This is a genomic window from Pseudomonas leptonychotis (assembly GCF_004920405.1).
GTDB classification, from domain to species: Bacteria; Pseudomonadota; Gammaproteobacteria; order Pseudomonadales; family Pseudomonadaceae; genus Aquipseudomonas; species Aquipseudomonas leptonychotis.
This window is the reverse complement of the sequence record NZ_RFLV01000001.1, coordinates 806,287-823,932: the sequence shown is the minus strand read 5'-3', so window position 1 is coordinate 823,932 and position 17,646 is coordinate 806,287. Positions and strand designations below refer to the sequence as shown.

Here is a 17,646-nt window from a genome sequence, read left to right as displayed (position 1 = left end):
TCAGCGCTGGGCCAGTGCAGAGGCGCGAAGATCAGAAGCGATAGTTAGCGCTCAGTTCTAAGCTTCGCGGTGCCCCGGGGGTGATCAGGTCCACCGAGCCGTGGGCCGAAGCGTAGTACTCCTTGTTGAATACATTACGCAGGCGCAGGGCTGCGTCCCATTGTGGCTGGTTGTACAGCAACGCGGCATCGTAGGTGGTGTAGCTGGGCATGACGGTGACGTTGTCCAGAGCGGTGTAGCGCTCGTCGACGTAGTTGGCACCCATGCCTACACGCCATTGCTGGTTTAACGAGCGCACCAGCCATAGGTTGGCGCTATTTCGTGGGGTCAGGGTCGGGGTCTGGCCTTGATTGGCGACGCCATTAGTGAAGCTGGTGGACTTGCTGATTTGCGCGTCCAGGTAGGCATAGCCGGCATACACCTGCCACTTGTCGCTGAGCTGGCCGGTCAAGGTGGTCTCGAAACCATCGGTACGCTGCTCGCCGGCGAGGATCAACTGGCCGGGATTGGCCGGGTCACTGGTCTTCATGTCGGTGCGCTCGAGGCGGAACACCGATGCGGTCAGAGACAAGCGCTGATCGAGCAGGTCCCACTTGGCACCGAGCTCGTAGTTGGTGGTCTGTTCCGGCTCTAGATCCTTGTTTGAGTTGCTCAGCGGGAAGGTTTCGGCGGACGGCTGGAAGGAACGGCTCACCGACACGTAGTAGGACTGGATCTGGTCTGGCTGATAAACCAAGCCAACGCGCGGGCTCCAGGTTCTGTCGGTGCGCGCGATGTCACTATCGCTCAGAGCGTCTTGGTACTCCTGGTCGAAGACGTCGTAGCGTACGCCGAGCAGGGCTTTCCATTGTGGGGCCAATTCGATTAGGTCCTGCACGTAGAAACCGGCAGTGTCTTGAATGTTGCGGCCCTTACCGGTCTGCTGCGCTGCCTGGAATGGCACGCGTACCAGGCCGTCGCGGAACACCGGAACGCGTGCCGCATCACTCTGGCTGAAGAACGCTTGGTCCTTGTTCTGTCGGCCCAGCTCCACGCCGTACAGCAGGTTGTGCTGCATGCCGGCGATCTGCGCCTGCTGCTTCAGTTCGGTCTGGTTGAACCAGCCGTCTTCTTTGCGCTGCACGTTGCCGCGGCGCAGCTTGACCAGCAATTCGCCGTTGGCGGCGGTAACGAACCGGTTGGCATCGGTGTGTGCCAGGGTGTTATTGCGATCCAGGTCGTAATGGTAATAGCGACTGGTGTTGGACAGGCTGAAATCATCGTTGATCTGGTAATCGAGGCCCGCAGTGAAGGAAAACATTTCGCTGCGGGTGTAGTCCTGATCCGGATCGCTTGAACCGAAGCGCGTGCCTGGGTCAACGTCCACCGGGCGACCGTTCAGCGCGGGAATGCCGAAGTCGATCAGGCGCTTGTCGTACAGGTAGCTGGCACCCAGGTTGAGTTCCAGATCATCGGATAGCTTGAAGTAGGCCGAAGACGCCAATGCTTCACGCTTGAGAAAGGCGTCGTCGCGAAAGCCGTCACTGTCTTCCACTGCACCGGTGAAGCGAAAGGCCTTATCGCCCTGCTGTTGGTCGGCCCAGCCGGCGTCGAATTGGGTGCGCTTCTTGCCTTCGCTGTCTACGCTGACGCCGACTTCCTGCACCGGGGCGAAGGTTGGGCGCTTGCTCACACTGTTGATCAGGCCGCCAGAGGAGCCACGGCCGTAGAGCACGGCCGCGGGGCCCTTGATCACTTCCACGCGCTCGATATTTGACAGGTCGCGGTAATACAGCGCGTCGTCACGAATGCCGTCGATGTACTGGTCACCGATGGCGCTGAAGCCACGGATCGTGACCTGGTCACGCTGGCCGTCACCGTTGGACAGGCCGATGCCGGGCACGTTCTTCAGCACGTCTTCCAATGACTGGGCGCCCTGATCCTTGATCACGCTCTGCGGAATCACGTTGACTGTTTGCGGGATGTCGCGCAGCGGGGCGTCAATTTTCAATGCGCTTGTGCTGTGGCTGGGCTTGTAGCTGCTCTGTTGCTGTTGTCCGGTGACTACGGCTGCTGGAATCTCCAGCGCGCTGTTCGGCTCTGCATGTGCGGCTTGAGCGGCGAAGGCGGCCAGCAGCGATAGGTGGATTGGATTAAGACGTAAGACGCTCACCGGGTGACTCCAAACAGTAGGGTATTGCTAATGATAAGACTTACCATTAGCAAATGTAAATTTATTGTAAGTACCCGTTTATGTAGTTCCGGTGAGAGTGAGAACACTGTGTATTGAGTTTGCAGGTGATTAGCGCTATCAAATAGAATTGATTCTCAAAACAGGGCGGCGCATTGGGCGTTTGGCTCGTGGTTGCGCTGAGCCTCGCCATGTTCAAAAAAATCGTATTTCAACTGCACTGGCTGTTCGGTGTTACAGCCGGCCTGGTGTTGGCATTAATGGGGGTAACTGGGGCGGCCTATTCGTTCCAGGACGAATTGATGCGTGCCCTCAACCCCGATGTACTGCGGGTAGAGGTACGTGACAGCGGTGTGCTGTCGCCGGCCGTGCTGGTGCCAAAACTGGAGGCCGCCAGCCAGCAGCGGGTCATCGGCCTGTGGCTTGAGGTAGAGGGTGATCGAGCCGCGCGAGTGTTCTTCGCGCCGCCGCCGGGTGAGCGCCGTGGCCCGTCGCGCTATTTCAATGCATACAGCGGTGAGTTACTCGGTGAGCCGCGTGGGCAGGGTTTCTTCGATCTGATGCTGAAGCTGCACCGCTTTCTCGCCATGGGTGACTACGGTAAGCAGGTCACGGCTGCCAGCACCTTAATTCTGCTGTTCTTCTGCCTGTCCGGTCTGTACCTGCGCTGGCCGCGTCAGGCCAGCAGCTGGCGCGCCTGGCTGACCCTGGATTGGGCGCGCAAAGGCCGCAGTTTCAATTGGGACTTGCATGCGGTAGCCGGTACCTGGTGCCTGGCGCTCTACCTATTGGCTGCGCTGACGGGGTTGTATTGGTCGTATGACTGGTACCGCGAAGGCGCAACCACATTGCTTAGCGCTGAGCCCGGCGGCCAGCAGCGCGGTGGCAAACGCGCTCCGCCGCCGGCAGGGGAGTTGCCGTCGGTTAATTACCAGGCGGTGTGGGACGGCCTGCAGCGTGCCGCCGGTAGCCAGTTGAGCAGCTACAACCTGCGTTTCCCGACGGTGGCTGGGCAGCCGGCGACGGTGTTCTATCTGCGTGATGACGCTGCGCATGAGCGCGCGTTCAACCAGCTGGAGCTCGATCCTTTGAGCGGCGCGCCGGGCCGGCATAAACGCTACGAACAACAGGCGTTTGGCGACCAGCTGCTAACCAGCGTGTATGCCCTGCATGTGGGTAGCTACTTCGGCCTGATCGGACGCATCCTGATGATGCTGGCCAGCCTGGCAATGCCGCTGTTCGCCATCACCGGCTGGTTGCTCTACCTCGATCGCCGGCGCAAGAAGCGCGCAATGCTCAAGGCGCGTGGCGCGTTGCAGCCGAACGCGTCGCAGGACGCTGGCTGGTTGATCGGCTTTGCCAGCCAGAGCGGTTTCGCCGAGCAACTGGCCTGGCAGACTGCCGGGCAGCTGCAGGCCGCCGGCCTGGCCGTCAGTGTGCAGCCGCTGGGCAAAGTTACCGAGCCGATGTTGCGCCAGACGCACAACGCGCTGTTCGTGGTCAGCACCTTTGGCGATGGCGAGGCGCCAGACAGTGCGCGTGGCTTCGAGCGCCAGCTGCTTGGCCAGGCGCTAGGGCTGGAGCATTTGCGCTACGCCATGCTGGCCCTGGGTGACCGTCAGTATCAGCACTTCTGCGGTTTTGCTCAGCGTGTGCAGGGCTGGTTAGCCCAGCAGGGCGCACAGAGCCTGTTCGAGCCAGTGCAGGTGGACGCCGCCAATGCCGCGGCGCTGGCCAGCTGGCAGCGCCAGCTCGGCGAGCTGACCGGTGCCCAGCCGCTGCAGCAGAGTGAAAAAGCGCACGGCCTGTGGACGTTGACGCGCCGCGAGCTGCTTAACCCAGGCAGCCAGGGCGCACCGACCTATTTGCTGGGGCTGCGTGCCGAGCGCGTCTGCGAGTGGGCGGCCGGCGATATTCTTGAAGTGCCGCCACGGCATGCCGACGCCAGGGTACAGGCCTGGTTGCAGGCGCACGGGCTGGACGGCAGCCAAATAGTCAGCCTCAACGGCCTGACGCAGCCATTGCATCAGGCGCTGTGCGGCAAGCAATTGCCCGAACAGTTCAGCCATCTGGTCGGCTTGCACGCCCAGGCCGTGCTGGACGCGCTGGTGCCGTTGGCGGCGCGCGAATATTCAATCGCCTCCTTGCCCAGCGACGATGAGCTGGAGCTGATCGTGCGCCAGGAGCGGCATGCCGACGGCTCGCTGGGGCTCGGCTCCGGCTGGTTGACGGAGGGCGTGACATTGCCTGGCCAGTTGCTGGCGCGGGTGCGGCGTAACAGCAGCTTCCATGCGCCGGACGATGCACGGCCGGTGATTTTGATCGGCAATGGTACCGGCCTGGCCGGGCTGCGCAGCTTGCTCAAGGCGCGCATCGTGGCTGGGCATACGGACAACTGGCTGCTGTTCGGTGAGCGCAACGCGGCGCATGATTTCTATTGCCGAGCCGAGCTACAAAACTGGCTGGTCAACGGCGAGCTGGCCCGACTGGATCTGGCGTTTTCCCGGGATCAGGCGGCCAAGGTCTACGTACAAGATCGCTTGCGCGAGTCTGCCGAAACGCTGCGTGAGTGGCTGGCGCGTGGCGCGTCGATTTATGTCTGCGGCAGCCTCGAGGGCATGGCCGGTGGGGTCGATCAGGTGCTGCGTGAGGTGCTGGGAGCGGAAAGGGTCGAGTCGTTGATAGACGAGGGCCGCTACCGTCGCGATGTGTATTGAATCGGGCCAGGCTTCACGCCACGGCAATGCGCCACTAAGCTGGTAGGCATGAAAACGATCCTGCTCAATTGCGACATGGGTGAAAGCTTCGGCGTGTGGAGCATGGGTGATGATGCCCATGCCATGCCGCTGGTTGATCAAGCCAATCTGGCCTGCGGCTTTCACGCCTCCGACCCCTTGACCATGCAGCGCACCGTCGCCCTGGCGGTGCAGCACGGGGTGAGTATCGGCGCGCATCCAGCCTATCCTGATTTGCTCGGTTTTGGCCGCCGGCACCTGGCCTGCTCACCTGAAGAGGTGACGGCGCTGGTGCTGTATCAGCTCGGCGCGCTGGATGCTTTTTGCCGTGCGGCGGGCACTCAACTGGCTTACGTCAAACCGCATGGCGCGCTGTACAACGATTTGGTGCGTGACGATGCGCTGTTCAGCGCGGTGCTTGAGGCCTGCGCCCGTTATCGCCAGGGTTTGCCGCTGATGGTGCTGGCGCTGGCGGATAACAGCCGAGAGTTGCGCCTGGCCGACGAGGCTGATGTACCGCTGATGTTCGAAGCTTTTGCCGACCGTGCCTACCTGGCCGATGGTCAGTTGGCGCCCCGGCGCTTGAGCGGCGCAGTGCACCACGATCCGCAGCGGATTTTTCAACAAGCGTTGGCCATTGCCCAAGGCGAACCGTTTGCCGACATCGACGGCAAGCCGTTGCAGCTGCGCGCCGATAGCCTCTGTGTGCACGGCGACAACGCCGATGCTCTGGCCGTGTTGCGGCGTTTGCGAGCCGCCCTGGATACCCTGTGATTCGCTTTGAGCCGGCCGGTGCTGAAGCCCTATTGTTGGTGCTGGCCGAGCAGCCGGATGTGCATCTGCCGCAACGTATCGCCCTGCTCGCGCAACGCATCCGCGCTGAATTGGGCGATCTGTTGACTGATCTGGTCCCGGGCTGGACCAGCGTGTTGCTGCACTATGACCTGATGCGCACCGACCACCTGCAATTGGCTGAGCGGCTACAGCCGCTGCTGGAGCGTTGGCTGGCCGAGCCCTTTGTGGCGCAGCTGGGGCGTCTGCATGAAATCCCGATCTGGTATGGCGGTGAAGACCTCGCCGAAGTGGCCCAACAGTGCCGGCTCAGTGTCGCGCAGGTGATCGAGTTACATGCCGGTGCGGAGTACCGTGTTGGCGCGATTGGTTTTGCCCCAGGGTTTGCCTACCTCGGTGAGCTGGACGCGCGCCTGGCCTTGCCGCGCCGCGCGACCCCGCGCATTGCTGTGCCAGTCGGTAGCCTGGCGATTGCCGAGCGGCAGACGGCGATCTACCCCCACAGCTCCCCAGGCGGCTGGCACCTGCTCGGCCGCTGCCCATGGCTGTTATTCGACGCCGCGCAAACGCCGCCATGTCCCCTGGCGTTGGGTGATCGGGTGCGTTTTCGCCGCCTCGATGAGCGCGACTTTATCCGCGAAGGCGGTCAGTTATGAGCGGCCTGCGGGTGCTTAAGCCGGGGCCGCTGAGTCTGCTGCAGGATGCCGGGCGGCTCGGCTGGCAGCACCTCGGGGTATCGCCGGCCGGGCCGCTGGATTGGCATGGCGCGGCCTGGGCCAACCACCTGCTGAGCAATCCATGGGGTACGCCGCTGCTGGAAATCGCCCTGGGCGGTGTCGAGTTGCAGGCCGAAGTCGACACCTGGGTGGCGGTTTGCGGCGCGCAGGTGCCGCTGAGCCGGGATGATCAGCCGCAGCCGCTGTGGACGCGTCTGCCGTTGCGCAAGGGCCAGCAGCTACGCCTGGGCTTTGCCCGCAGCGGTCAGCGCGCGTATTTGGCAGTGGCCGGTGGCTTTATGGCTACGCCGGTGCTGGGCAGCGTTAGCGTGCAGGTGCGCGAAGGGTTGGGGCTGGCATTGCAAGCAGGGGATTTGCTGGCCTGCCGGGCTGCACATTTTACCCGCGCCGCCAGCGTGCCCTGGCCTTATCTGCCGGATTACGGCTGCAAACCTTTGTTGCGAGTGATCACCGGTGGCGACGCGGCGAGCTTTGGCGAAGATCAGTTGCAGGGCTTCTTCGCCCAGAGCTGGCAGCTAAGCCCGCTCTCCGACCGCATGGGCGCACGTCTGATGGGTGAGGGCCTGCAGGCGCCGGGGCGGCAGTGGTCATCAGGCGTTGGTCGCGGAGCAATTCAGGTGCCGCCGGATGGCCAGCCGATTATTCTCCAGGCGGATCATCAGACCATGGGAGGTTACCCACTGTTGGGGTGGCTGCACCCGCTCGATCAAGGGCGTTTGGCGCAGTGCCCCGCGCACCATCCGCTGCGCTTCACCCCGGTGAGCATTGGTGACGCGCAGGCTGAGCTGCGTGAGTTCTACCGCTTCTTTCGTCGTTAGAGCGACGTAGCCATGCGGATGTAGGGTGGATCGGGGCGCGTAGCTGACGTTGTTTTCATCCGCCACAAGATCGCCAGGGTGGATGGGTAAAGCGTCATCCACCCTACGAGTTAGCGGGTGCTCATGTATCTAAAGCGTTTTGGCCATACGGCTGGCCAGCAACGCCCAGCCAAACAGCAGCAGGCAGATAATCAGCATCGGCCAGCCGCGCCAGTACAGATAAGGCGTGAGCCCCTGCATCGGTTGCACCTGGCCATATAGCACGCCTTGCTCGAATTGCGGTAGCTGTTCGGTGAGCTGGCCCTGCGGGTCAATCAGTGCAGTGACGCCATTGTTGGTCGCGCGGATCATCCAGCGACCGGCCTCCAGGGCGCGCATCTGCGCCATTTGCAGGTGCTGCAGCGGGCCGATGGAGCGGCCGAACCAGGTGTCGTTGCTGATGGTCAGCAGTAAGGCGCTCTGTGCCGAAAGGCTCGCGGCGAACTCCGGGTAAACCACCTCGTAGCAGATAAACGCGGCAATCGCATGGCCCTTGGCCTGCAGCAAACTCTGCTCGGCCGAGCCGCGGGCGAAGTCCGACATTGGCAGATCGAAGAAGGCGATCAGTCCGCGCAGCACTTCTTGCAAAGGCACGTACTCACCGAAGGGCACCAGCTTCTGTTTGAGGTAGTCGCCGCTGCCCTGGCCGACCACGCTGATGCCATTGTAGTAGCGCTGCTCGCCGCGCTCGTTGCTCTGGCGAATCGGCACGCCGGTAATCAGCGCGGCATTGCGCTCGTTGGCGAAGCGATTGATCACGCCGAGGTAGCCCTGGGCGCGGTCTTTGAGTACCGGGATGGCGGTTTCCGGCCAGATGATCAGGTCGGTTGGTTTGGCGCTGAAGGTCATGTCGCGGTACAGCGCGAGCTGCGCGTTGAGCTGCTCGGGGTCCCACTTCATGTTCTGTTCGATATTGCCCTGCATGGCCGACACGCTGAGTGGTTCGCCTTGCGGCTGAGTCCAGGCGTGGCCCTTGAGGGCCAGGCCGGCGATCCATGGGGCTACTAGCAGGGCCACGCCGATGGCGAGAAACGCTTTGCGCGCACGCAGTTGCGCCAGGTTAACCAGCAGGGCTGCGCTTAGCGCCAGGACAAAGGAAATCAGCCATACCCCGCCGATTGGCGCCAGGCCCGACAGCGGCCCGTCCAACTGGCTGTAACCTGCATACAGCCAGGGGAAACCGGTCAGAAACCAGCTGCGGAAGGCTTCCTGCGCGAGCCACAGCGCGGCGAAGGCCAGGGCATCGGCGAGCGGCGCTTCAACCCGGCGCAGCCAGCGCGCCCACACCCACGCAGCCAGGGCAAACAGCAGACCGAGCCCGCCGACAAAGGCCAGGGTCAGGAAAACGGCCAGCGGTGGTGAGGCGGCGCCGTAATCGTGGATGCTCACATACACCCAGCTGGTGCCCGCGACAAACAAACCAAAGCCATAGCTCCAGCCGCGTAGCGCTGCCTGACGCGGCGTGAGGTCGCGCAGGCCGAGGTAGAACAGGGCAATCGACAGCAGCGCCAATGGCCACAGGTCGTACGGTGCCAGCGCCAATGGGGTGATGGCGCCGGCGAGTAGGGCGATCAAGTTGCCGGGCCAGCCAGGTCGGGTTATCCAGTGCATTGCATGCAGGTCCTTGGATTGGGGGTGAGCAAGGGTAAAGCGGCAGAGCGGGCGGGGGAAGTGCGGCAAGGCCGGCCACTGTTGAGGGTGGCCGGCCTGTTGATCAGTTGTTGATCGGGGTCAGGCGCAGCAAGTGGATGCGGCGGCTGTCGGCGTTGAGTACGCGAAAGCGAAACTCGCCGATTTCTGTCACCTCGTTTCGCTTGGGCAGATGGCCGAAAGCGCTCATCACCAGGCCGCCGACGGTATCGAATTCGTCATCGGAGAAGGAGGTGTCGAAGGTTTCATTGAAGCTGTCGATCGGTGTCAGTGCTTTGACCAGAAAGTCGCCACTGGGCAGCGGTTTGACGTAGCTGTCTTCTTCCACGTCGTGTTCGTCTTCGATATCGCCGACGATCTGTTCCAGCACGTCCTCGATGGTCACCAGGCCGGCGACGCCGCCGTACTCATCGATAACCACCGCCATGTGGTTATGGTTGGCGCGGAACTCGCGCAGCAGCACATTGAGGCGCTTGGACTCGGGCACGAAGGTGGCCGGGCGCAGCAGGTCCTTGATATTGAAATTGGCGTTTTCGCCCTGCAGGATCAGAGGCAATAGATCCTTGGCCAGGAGGATGCCGACTACGTCGTCGAGGCTCTCGCCAACCACCGGGTAGCGCGAGTGCGCGGCTTCAATGATCGAGGGTAGGAACTCCTTGGGCGTCTGGTTGGCCTTGATGCTCATCATCTGCGAGCGGGGCACCATAATGTCGCGAACCTGCAGGTCGGCGACTTGAATAGCGCCTTCAACGATGGCCAGTGCTTCGCTGTCGAGCAGCTTGTTCTGATGCGCTTCGCGCAGCACTTCCAACAGTTCCTTGCGGTTTTTCGGCTCATGAGCAAAAGCCTGGGTCAGTCTGTTAAACCAGGACTTTTGCTCGTTGCTCGATCGGTCTTCGCTCATGGTGGTTACTCAGGAACCTTTTGTGTGGTGTGGGGGAGTTCAGTCTTCATCGGCGTATGGGTCGGGGTGGCCCAACTCAGCCAGTAATTCTCGCTCCAGGGCTTCCATCTCTTCGGCTTCCGCGTCGAGGATGTGGTCGTAGCCGAGCAGGTGCAAGCAGCCGTGGATCACCAGATGGGCCCAGTGGGCTTCGCTGGTTTTTGCTTGTTCCTGGGCTTCACGCTCGACCACCGGTACGCAAATCACCAGGTCGCCGAGCAGCGGGATATCCAAAAACTCATCAGGCACATCCGCCGGGAAAGACAACACGTTGGTCGCGTAATCTTTCTGTCGCCAGGTGTGGTTGAGTTCGCGGCCTTCGGCTTCATCGACCAGGCGGATGGTCAGCTCGGAGTCGGCAGTGCGTTGGCGCAGGGCGATGGCACACCAGGTGCGAAATTGCGCCTCGCTCGGCAGAGTCGAGGCGTCGCTGGCAATCTGCAGGTCAAGCTCAAGCATCGCCGTTGCCCTGTGCGTCATCCAGCTTGCCGTGGATGCGGTTTTCGTAGCGCTCATAGGCTTCGACGATGCGTTGCACCAAGGGGTGGCGCACCACGTCTTTGGGTTTGAAGTGGGTAAAGCTGATACCCGGCACATCGTGCAATACGTCAATCACGTGGGTCAGGCCGCTTTTGGTGCCGCGCGGCAGGTCAACCTGGGTGATGTCACCGGTGATCACTGCCGTTGAGCCGAAGCCGATGCGGGTGAGGAACATCTTCATCTGTTCCAGGGTGGTGTTCTGGCTTTCGTCGAGAATGATAAAGCTGTTGCTCAATGTGCGACCGCGCATATAGGCCAGCGGCGCGACTTCGATCACCTGTTTCTCGATCAGCTTGGCCACCTGCTCGACGCCGAGCATCTCGTAGAGTGCGTCGTACAGCGGGCGCAGGTAGGGATCGATCTTCTGCGACAGGTCGCCGGGCAGGAAGCCGAGTTTTTCGCCGGCCTCAACCGCTGGTCGTACCAACAGGATGCGACGAATCTGTTCGCGCTCCAGGGCATCCACTGCGCAGGCCACCGCCAGGTAGGTTTTACCGGTACCGGCCGGGCCGATGCCGAAGTTGATGTCGTGATCGAGAATGGCTTTGACATAGCGCTGTTGGTTGGCGCCGCGTGGCCTGATCATGCCTTTACGCGTACGCAGGGCGATGCTGGGCTCGTTGACCGGCTGACTCAGCTCTTCAACACCGGACTCCTGTAAAAACAGGTGGACCAAGTCGGGCGACAGCTCGGTGTTTTCGGCTTCACGGTAGAGGCGGCTGAGCAGTTGCTCGGCGGCGCGAGTCTGGCCTGCGCTGCCGACCAGTTCGAACTGGTTGCCGCGGTTGCGCAGCTCAATGCCTAGACGAGCCTCGATCAGGCGCAGGTGCTCATCAAATTGGCCGCACAGGTTAGCGAAGCGGCGAGCCTCAAAGGGTTCAAGGATAAAACGAAGGGGTTCTATGGGTGTGTTCAAGGTCGTTTGATGGCCGCCAGTCGGCTGGGGTAATGGAACGAAGAATAGCGCTAGCGGCCGCGAGGGGGAAGCTCGGGCCGCGAGCAACCTGTAGGAGGCCAGCTCGCGCAGGGTGGATGACGCCTTAGCCATCCACCAACTACGCAGCCATGGTGGATGTAAAAAACGACATTCACCCTACAGCAGCGTGCCGCGCAGCGAGTTGGGCATGGCCTGGTCAATGCGCACATCAACGAACTGGCCGATCAAACGTGGATTATCGCTGCGGAAGTTGACCACGCGATTACTCTCGGTGCGGCCCTGGAGCATGCCGGGGTCCTTCTTCGAGTAGTCGTTGACCAAGATGCGCTGCACGGTGCCAGCCATGCGTCGGCTGTTTTCGGCGCCTTGCTGGGTGACACGGTGCTGGAGCAGGGCCAAGCGCTGCTTCTTCAGCTCCATCGGGGTGTCATCGGTCAGATCGGCTGCCGGGGTGCCGGGGCGTGCGCTGTAGATGAAGGAGTAGCAAAAGTCGAAACCGACATCCTCGACCAGCTTCATGGTCTGTTCGAAGTCTTTCTCGGTTTCACCGGGGAAGCCGATGATGAAGTCCGAGCTGATCAGGATGTCCGGCACCGCCGCGCGCAGTTTGCGGATGCGCGATTTATATTCCAGGGCGGTGTGGTTGCGCTTCATCGCCGCGAGAATACGGTCAGAGCCGGACTGCACCGGTAAGTGCAGGTATTTCACCAGCTCGGGAATCTCGGCATGGGCCTGAATCAACGCATCGGAGAACTCCAGCGGGTGGCTGGTGGTATAGCGAATGCGATCGACGCCTTCGATGGCCGCGACGGCGTACAGCAGCTCGGCGAAGTCGGCGAGCTGGCCGTTAGCTGTCGCGCCACGGTAACCATTGACGTTCTGCCCGAGCAGGGTGATTTCACGCACGCCGTGTTCGGCCAGGTGAATGATCTCGCTGAGGACATCGGCCATTGGCCGGCTGACTTCTTCACCGCGGGTGTAAGGCACCACGCAGAACGTGCAGTACTTGCTGCAGCCTTCCATTACTGAGACGTAGGCACTTGGGCCGTCGACGCGCGGTTCGGGCAGGCGGTCGAATTTCTCGATCTCGGGGAAGCTGATGTCGACCTGGGCGATTTTGGTGGTGCGCGCGGCGTCGATCATTTCCGGCAGGCGGTGCAGGGTTTGCGGGCCGAACACCACGTCGACATAGGGCGCGCGATCACGAATGGCCGCGCCTTCTTGGCTGGCCACACAACCACCGACACCGATCACCAGGTCCGGGTTGGCAAGCTTCAGCTCACGCCAGCGGCCGAGTTGCGAGAACACCTTGTCTTGGGCTCTTTCACGGATTGAGCAGGTGTTGAGCAGGATGATGTCGGCACCGTCCGCTTTGTCGATGACTTCCAGGGCTTGATGTTCGGCCAGCAGATCGACCATGCGCGAGCTGTCGTACTCGTTCATCTGGCAACCGTGGGTTTCGATATAAAGCTTCTTGGTCATGCGCGCTCAAAAGGGTGGTTCGAAGAACCGCGCATTATAGAGGGCGAAGGCTTGGGTTCCTAGCATTGGCTGCTGGGTGGCTATGCTATGATCCGCGCCCTTTCAATTAACCCCTCGGTACGAACTGCATAACCATGAGCAAGCGCGAACCCATCTACAAGGTGATTTTCCTCAACCAGGGTCAGGTGTACGAGATGTACGCCAAACAGATCTTTCAAAGCGATCTGTGGGGCTTTCTGGAAGTGGAGGAATTCGTCTTCGGCGAACGCACCCAGGTGGTGGTTGACCCTAGCGAAGAAAAGCTCAAGGCGCAGTTTGATGGTGTGGTGCGCAGCTTTATCCCGATGAACGCGATCGTGCGCATCGACGAAGTCGAGCGTCTCGGCACGCCGAAGATCAGTGAGGCCAAGGGAGGCGGTAATGTGATGCCGTTCCCCATGCCGATGCCGGACAAATAAGGACCTGCATACGATCTGCTACGCGTCGGCCCTGCTGCGTTAAAAACAGGCTCGGCAAGCCGCTTGCGGCAACGCGCTTTAGCGCGACCCGAAGGGCGAGTGAAACGAGTAATGCTCATGTACAACAGTACACTCTGCTTCCTCGCCTGTTTTTGCCTTGCATGGCTCTAGCTCGCGAGATCTTAAACAGCGTCTACGCGTGTTAGATGGGTTGAATCAGGGCAGCGGTGCGAACGGCGAGGTAAGGGTGTCGGCGTTCTGCAGCTCCAGCAGGTAGTTGCGGAAGATCTGCCCGAGCACCTGGCTGGCGATCTCCAGCTCATCACGCGGCATCTGTGCGGCGATCAGGTCGGCGCTGTCCATGGCTTCGTCCGAGCCGTTTACGGCCGCCATTTTCAACACGATATAGGCCTGCACCGCATTTGCCTGCACGCCTTCACCGCGAAAAAACATCATGCCCAGGCGGTACTGCGATTGTGCATGGCCTTGTAATGAGGCCTGCTCAAACCATTTCAGCGCCAGGCTGAGGTCGCGCTCGACACGTTTGCCATCGTAATAAAACTCACCCAGCTCGAACTCTGCTTGCAGGTCGCCGTTAACGGCGGCTTGCTCGCAGGCTTCAACGGCTGCGGGCAGTTCTTCGGCGGTGGTATTGAGTGAGCAGCTGCCAAGCGCGGGGATCAGCAAGGAGTTGCCGCTCGCCGAGGCGAGCAGTGGCAGCAGGAGCAACAGGCAGCCCAGGGACAGGGTGCGGCCGGTGCGTTTCATGAAAATCCATTTACCTCGGGATGCAAAGCAGGCGATGCGCCTGGCCGCCGGAACGCGGCAGCCATCACATTATGAAATAAGCCGTGGTGTTCTTACAAAGTCTTTACCGGGTTTTCTTCGGTGTAAGCAAATTTTGCGCTGCCGGGCAGGCTCAGGAGCAGCCAAGCCAGCAGTGGATAAGCCGGTGTTAGCAGAGCGTGGAACAGGTCGACCCGGCGCACTGGGCCGATAAAGCCCTGGGTGCCCACAGCCAGCCCAGCCAACAAAAACAGCCCGACCACGCCAATAGCAACCAGTAACGGTGCGCGTCTTGGCCATTGCACGGCACCGGCATAAAGAATCAGCAGCAGGGTCACCAGGTTGAGTAGCAGGCGGTAATCCTCCAGATGATTCATCTGCCGGAACAGTTCAAAGAAGGCGCACAGTCCGAGCAGGATGCGCCCCCAGTTGGCACGGCTCCACTGCCAGCCCCGGCTCAGTGCCAGCGCGGCGGCGCCTAGCAGCGGTAGGCCGAGAAAGCTGCTGGCCTGGCTCAGCCACAGGTGTGAGGTCTGCGCGCTGGGGTCGATACCAAAACGGATGACTCCTACGGCTGCGGCGGCGGCCGGTAGAAGAAAACCCAGCAGCGCGCAAAACAACGCCGGCTGATCCGCTTCGCCATAGTGCTTGCGGGCTTTGCCAATGGCGATCACGCACGCGAAGCAGGCCAGAGCCAGTACGCCGTCGGACAGCGCGGTGCTGTATTGCATCAGGCTTTCTTCAGCTCGGCGAAAGCGCGCTCGGCGGCGTCCAGGGTGATTTTCAGCTCAGCATCACCGTGGGCGATGGAGGTGAAGCCGGCTTCAAAGGCGCTCGGCGCCAGGTACACGCCGCCGTCCAGCATCAGGTGGAAGAAGCGCTTGAAGCGCTCGGCGTCGCTGGTCATCACGTCATCAAAGGTGACGATGCTGTCGGCGGCGCTGAAGTACAGGCCGAACATGCCGCCTGCCTGCGTGGTCACAAACGGGATGCCGGCGGCATCAGCGCGTTCTTGCAGGCCTTGGAGCAGGCGAGTGGTGTAGTCAGTCAGCTCGGCGTGGAAGCCCGGACGTTGGATCAAACGCAATGTGGCCAAGCCTGCGGCCATGGCCAGCGGGTTGCCCGACAGCGTGCCAGCTTGGTAAACCGGGCCGAGCGGGGCGATGCAATGCATGATTTCGCGCTTGCCGCCAAAGCAGCCAACCGGCATGCCGCCGCCGATGATTTTGCCGAAGGTGGTCAGGTCCGGGGTGACGCCGTAATAGGCTTGGGCACCGCCAAGGGCGACGCGGAAACCGGTCATCACTTCGTCGAAAATCAGCACCACGCCGTGTTTGTCGCACTGCTCGCGCAGGCCTTGCAGGTAGCCCGGTGCAGGCGGCACGCAGTTCATATTGCCGGCCACGGGCTCGACGATGATGCAGGCCACGCTGTCGCCGACTTCGCTGAGCATCTGCTCGACGGCGGCCAGGTCGTTGAATGGCAGGGTCAGGGTGTGTTTGGCGAAGTCCGCCGGAACGCCCGCCGAGCTGGGGACGCCCTGGGTCAGCAGGCCGGAGCCGGCTTTTACCAGCAGGCTGTCGGAGTGGCCGTGGTAGCAGCCTTCGAATTTGATGATGTTGTCGCGACCGGTATAGCCGCGCGCCAGGCGGATGGCGCTCATGGTCGCTTCGGTGCCGGAACTGACCATGCGCACCATGTCCATCGATGGCACCAGGCTGCACACCAGATCGGCCATCTCGGTTTCCATGGCGGTCGGCGCGCCGTAGGACAGGCCGTGCTGCAACTGGTTGCGCACCGCATCCAGCACCTCGGGGTGGCTGTGGCCAAGGATCATCGGCCCCCATGAACCGACGTAATCGACATAGCGTTTGTCGTCTTCGTCGGTAACGTAGGCGCCTTCGGCGTGCTTGAAGAACAGCGGCGTACCGCCGACGCTTTTGAAGGCACGCACCGGCGAGTTGACGCCGCCAGGGATGTGTTTTTGCGCGTCATTGAACAGGGTTTCGGAGCGGGACATGGCGGGCCTCTCAAGATTGAGTGCGGGGCGAGCCGGGTCGCCCTCAGCGCATTTAAATAGGGTTGAACAGGGCGCTAAACGCGCGGGCGCGGCGCTCGACTTCAACGGCCGAGTCGGCGCCGAACAGACCATGAACCACTGCGACCATGCTGGCGCCGTGGGCAATCAGCGCCGGTGCGTTTTCCAGGGTCACGCCGCCGATGGCGACGATGGGCAGGTTGATCCGGGCTTTTGCCGCATCGAGCAGTTCGGCATTGGCGGCAGGTGCACCTGGCTTGGTGGTGGAATTGAAGAAGCGGCCGAAGGCGACGTAGCTAACACCTTCTTTCGCCGCTGCTTCGGCCAGTTCTAGCTGGGCGTGGCAGGTGCCGCCGATGATCGCTTTGCGGCCGAGTAGCGCACGGGCGACCGACAGCGAGCCGTCTGTCTGGCCTAGGTGCAGGCCAACGCCGAGGCGCGCCGCCAGTTCGGCGTCGTCATTGATAATCAGCGCAGCGCCGTAGCGGTTGCACAGCTCACGCAGGGCTTCGGCTTCACGCAGGCGGCGGGCATCATCAGTGGATTTGTCGCGGTATTGCAGCAGTTTCGCGCCACCCTTGAGTGCGGCTTCTACATAGGGCAATAACTTGCCAGCCAGCAGTTGGCTGTCGGTGATGGCATACAGGCCATGCAGTTTCATTGGGCGCTCCAGCAGCAGACGCTCATTGGCAAAAGTCCAAGGGCAGGCGGCGCGGAATGTACTGGCCGTGGCCGGGTTGTTCGGCGTCGCGCAGGGTGCGCCAGGTGTAGTCGAGGGCGAACTGCACGGCGCTGACCAGTTCCTGGCCTAATGCCAAGCGACCGGCCAAGGTACTGGCCAAGGTGCAGCCGGAACCGTGGTAACTGCCGGGTAAGCGTTGGCAGGTAAAGGTGTGACGGCTGCCGTCGCGGCTGTACAGGCGATTGTGCACTTGGTGCTCATCACCATGGCCGCCGGTGATCAGCAGGTGGCGAATATAGGGCAAGAGTTTTTCAGCACATTCGTCGGCGCTGCCCTCGGGCAGTTCGGCCAAGATGCGCGCTTCCGGCAGATTCGGCGTGGCAATGGTCGACACGGCGAATAGGCGCTCGCGCATGGCGAAACCGACTTCGTCCTTGCCCAGTGCGCCGCCGCCACCGGCACGCAGCACGGGGTCGCAGACCAGCGGGATGCCCGGCAGGCGTTGCATGATCTCCAGCACGGTTTCGACCATTTCAACCGAGCCAAGCATGCCCAGTTTGACCGCCTCAACCGGCAGGTCGTTGATCACCGCATTGGCCTGGGCCAAGACCCAGTCGCGGTCGAGTACGCGGAAGTCGGCAACATTGACAGTGTCCTGCACGGTCAGCGCTGTCACGGTGGGAGCGGCGTGACAGCCTTGGGCGAGCAGGGCTTCGATATCGGCTTGCAGGCCGGCACCACCACTGGGGTCGTGGCCAGACAGGCACAGCACTACGGGGCGAGAAGTAGGCATTTTCATGGTGCGCGAGCTTACCACTAAACCGCCGTTTGCAGACCCT

The 17,646-nt window shown here is 61.9% G+C and carries 16 protein-coding genes; 5 read left to right on the top strand and 11 right to left on the bottom strand.

Features of this window, described 5'->3' with window-relative positions:
* Positions 1-31: 31 nt before the first annotated feature.
* On the bottom strand, positions 32-2,152 hold the full coding sequence (locus D8779_RS03740; protein ID WP_136663116.1) for a TonB-dependent receptor: 2,121 nt from the start codon (positions 2,150-2,152) through the stop codon (positions 32-34).
* Between the two features lie 209 nt (positions 2,153-2,361).
* Between D8779_RS03740 and D8779_RS03735 the strand changes: the two genes are divergently transcribed.
* The 4 genes from D8779_RS03735 to D8779_RS03720 are packed head-to-tail and all read left to right on the top strand — an operon-like array spanning position 2,362 to position 7,252.
* Positions 2,362-4,887, top strand: a complete 2,526-nt coding sequence (locus D8779_RS03735; protein WP_136663115.1) for a PepSY domain-containing protein — start codon at positions 2,362-2,364, stop codon at positions 4,885-4,887.
* 48 nt (positions 4,888-4,935) lie between these two features.
* Positions 4,936-5,679: a 5-oxoprolinase subunit PxpA gene (locus tag D8779_RS03730; RefSeq protein WP_136663114.1), complete on the top strand. Its 744-nt coding sequence runs from the start codon at positions 4,936-4,938 to the stop codon at positions 5,677-5,679.
* A complete protein-coding gene (gene pxpB / locus D8779_RS03725) occupies positions 5,676-6,353 on the top strand; it encodes a 5-oxoprolinase subunit PxpB (protein WP_136663113.1) in 678 nt (225 codons plus the stop codon). The genes D8779_RS03730 and pxpB overlap by 4 nt, the downstream gene beginning before the upstream one ends.
* Positions 6,350-7,252 (top strand): 5-oxoprolinase subunit C family protein, encoded by a 903-nt coding sequence (locus D8779_RS03720; RefSeq protein WP_136663112.1) that lies wholly within the window; start codon positions 6,350-6,352, stop codon positions 7,250-7,252. The genes pxpB and D8779_RS03720 overlap by 4 nt, the downstream gene beginning before the upstream one ends.
* Positions 7,253-7,381: 129 nt before the next feature.
* Here the strand turns inward: D8779_RS03720 and lnt are convergent, their stop codons facing one another.
* The 5 genes from lnt to miaB form a co-directional block, all read right to left on the bottom strand.
* Positions 7,382-8,902: an apolipoprotein N-acyltransferase gene (gene lnt / locus D8779_RS03715; RefSeq protein WP_136663111.1), complete on the bottom strand. Its 1,521-nt coding sequence runs from the start codon at positions 8,900-8,902 to the stop codon at positions 7,382-7,384.
* Between the two features lie 103 nt (positions 8,903-9,005).
* Positions 9,006-9,845: an HlyC/CorC family transporter gene (locus D8779_RS03710; protein WP_136663110.1), complete on the bottom strand. Its 840-nt coding sequence runs from the start codon at positions 9,843-9,845 to the stop codon at positions 9,006-9,008.
* A gap of 39 nt (positions 9,846-9,884) precedes the next feature.
* The gene (gene ybeY, locus D8779_RS03705) at positions 9,885-10,343 is read right to left on the bottom strand and encodes an rRNA maturation RNase YbeY (protein WP_136663109.1); all 459 of its coding nucleotides are present in this window, start codon (positions 10,341-10,343) and stop codon (positions 9,885-9,887) included.
* A complete protein-coding gene (locus D8779_RS03700) occupies positions 10,336-11,340 on the bottom strand; it encodes a PhoH family protein (protein ID WP_136663108.1) in 1,005 nt (334 codons plus the stop codon). Before D8779_RS03700 ends, ybeY begins: the two co-directional genes overlap by 8 nt.
* Before the next feature lie 177 nt (positions 11,341-11,517).
* Positions 11,518-12,843, bottom strand: coding sequence for a tRNA (N6-isopentenyl adenosine(37)-C2)-methylthiotransferase MiaB (gene miaB / locus D8779_RS03695; protein WP_136663107.1), 1,326 nt, complete (start codon positions 12,841-12,843; stop codon positions 11,518-11,520).
* 134 nt (positions 12,844-12,977) lie between these two features.
* Between miaB and D8779_RS03690 the strand changes: the two genes are divergently transcribed.
* Positions 12,978-13,301 (top strand): DUF1820 family protein, encoded by a 324-nt coding sequence (locus tag D8779_RS03690; RefSeq protein WP_090239972.1) that lies wholly within the window; start codon positions 12,978-12,980, stop codon positions 13,299-13,301.
* A gap of 216 nt (positions 13,302-13,517) precedes the next feature.
* Here the strand turns inward: D8779_RS03690 and D8779_RS03685 are convergent, their stop codons facing one another.
* The 5 genes from D8779_RS03685 to D8779_RS03665 all read right to left on the bottom strand — a co-directional run bounded on the left by D8779_RS03685 (position 13,518) and on the right by D8779_RS03665 (position 17,606).
* The gene (locus D8779_RS03685) at positions 13,518-14,069 is read right to left on the bottom strand and encodes a tetratricopeptide repeat protein (protein WP_136663106.1); all 552 of its coding nucleotides are present in this window, start codon (positions 14,067-14,069) and stop codon (positions 13,518-13,520) included.
* Positions 14,070-14,161: 92 nt separating this feature from the next.
* Positions 14,162-14,818, bottom strand: a complete 657-nt coding sequence (locus D8779_RS03680) for a DUF6962 family protein (protein ID WP_136663105.1) — start codon at positions 14,816-14,818, stop codon at positions 14,162-14,164.
* On the bottom strand, positions 14,818-16,107 hold the full coding sequence (gene hemL, locus D8779_RS03675) for a glutamate-1-semialdehyde 2,1-aminomutase (protein WP_136663104.1): 1,290 nt from the start codon (positions 16,105-16,107) through the stop codon (positions 14,818-14,820). Before hemL ends, D8779_RS03680 begins: the two co-directional genes overlap by 1 nt.
* Before the next feature lie 52 nt (positions 16,108-16,159).
* Positions 16,160-16,786: a thiamine phosphate synthase gene (thiE, locus tag D8779_RS03670; RefSeq protein WP_136663103.1), complete on the bottom strand. Its 627-nt coding sequence runs from the start codon at positions 16,784-16,786 to the stop codon at positions 16,160-16,162.
* Positions 16,787-16,808: 22 nt separating this feature from the next.
* Positions 16,809-17,606 (bottom strand): hydroxymethylpyrimidine/phosphomethylpyrimidine kinase, encoded by a 798-nt coding sequence (locus D8779_RS03665; protein WP_136663102.1) that lies wholly within the window; start codon positions 17,604-17,606, stop codon positions 16,809-16,811.
* Positions 17,607-17,646: the final 40 nt, after the last annotated feature.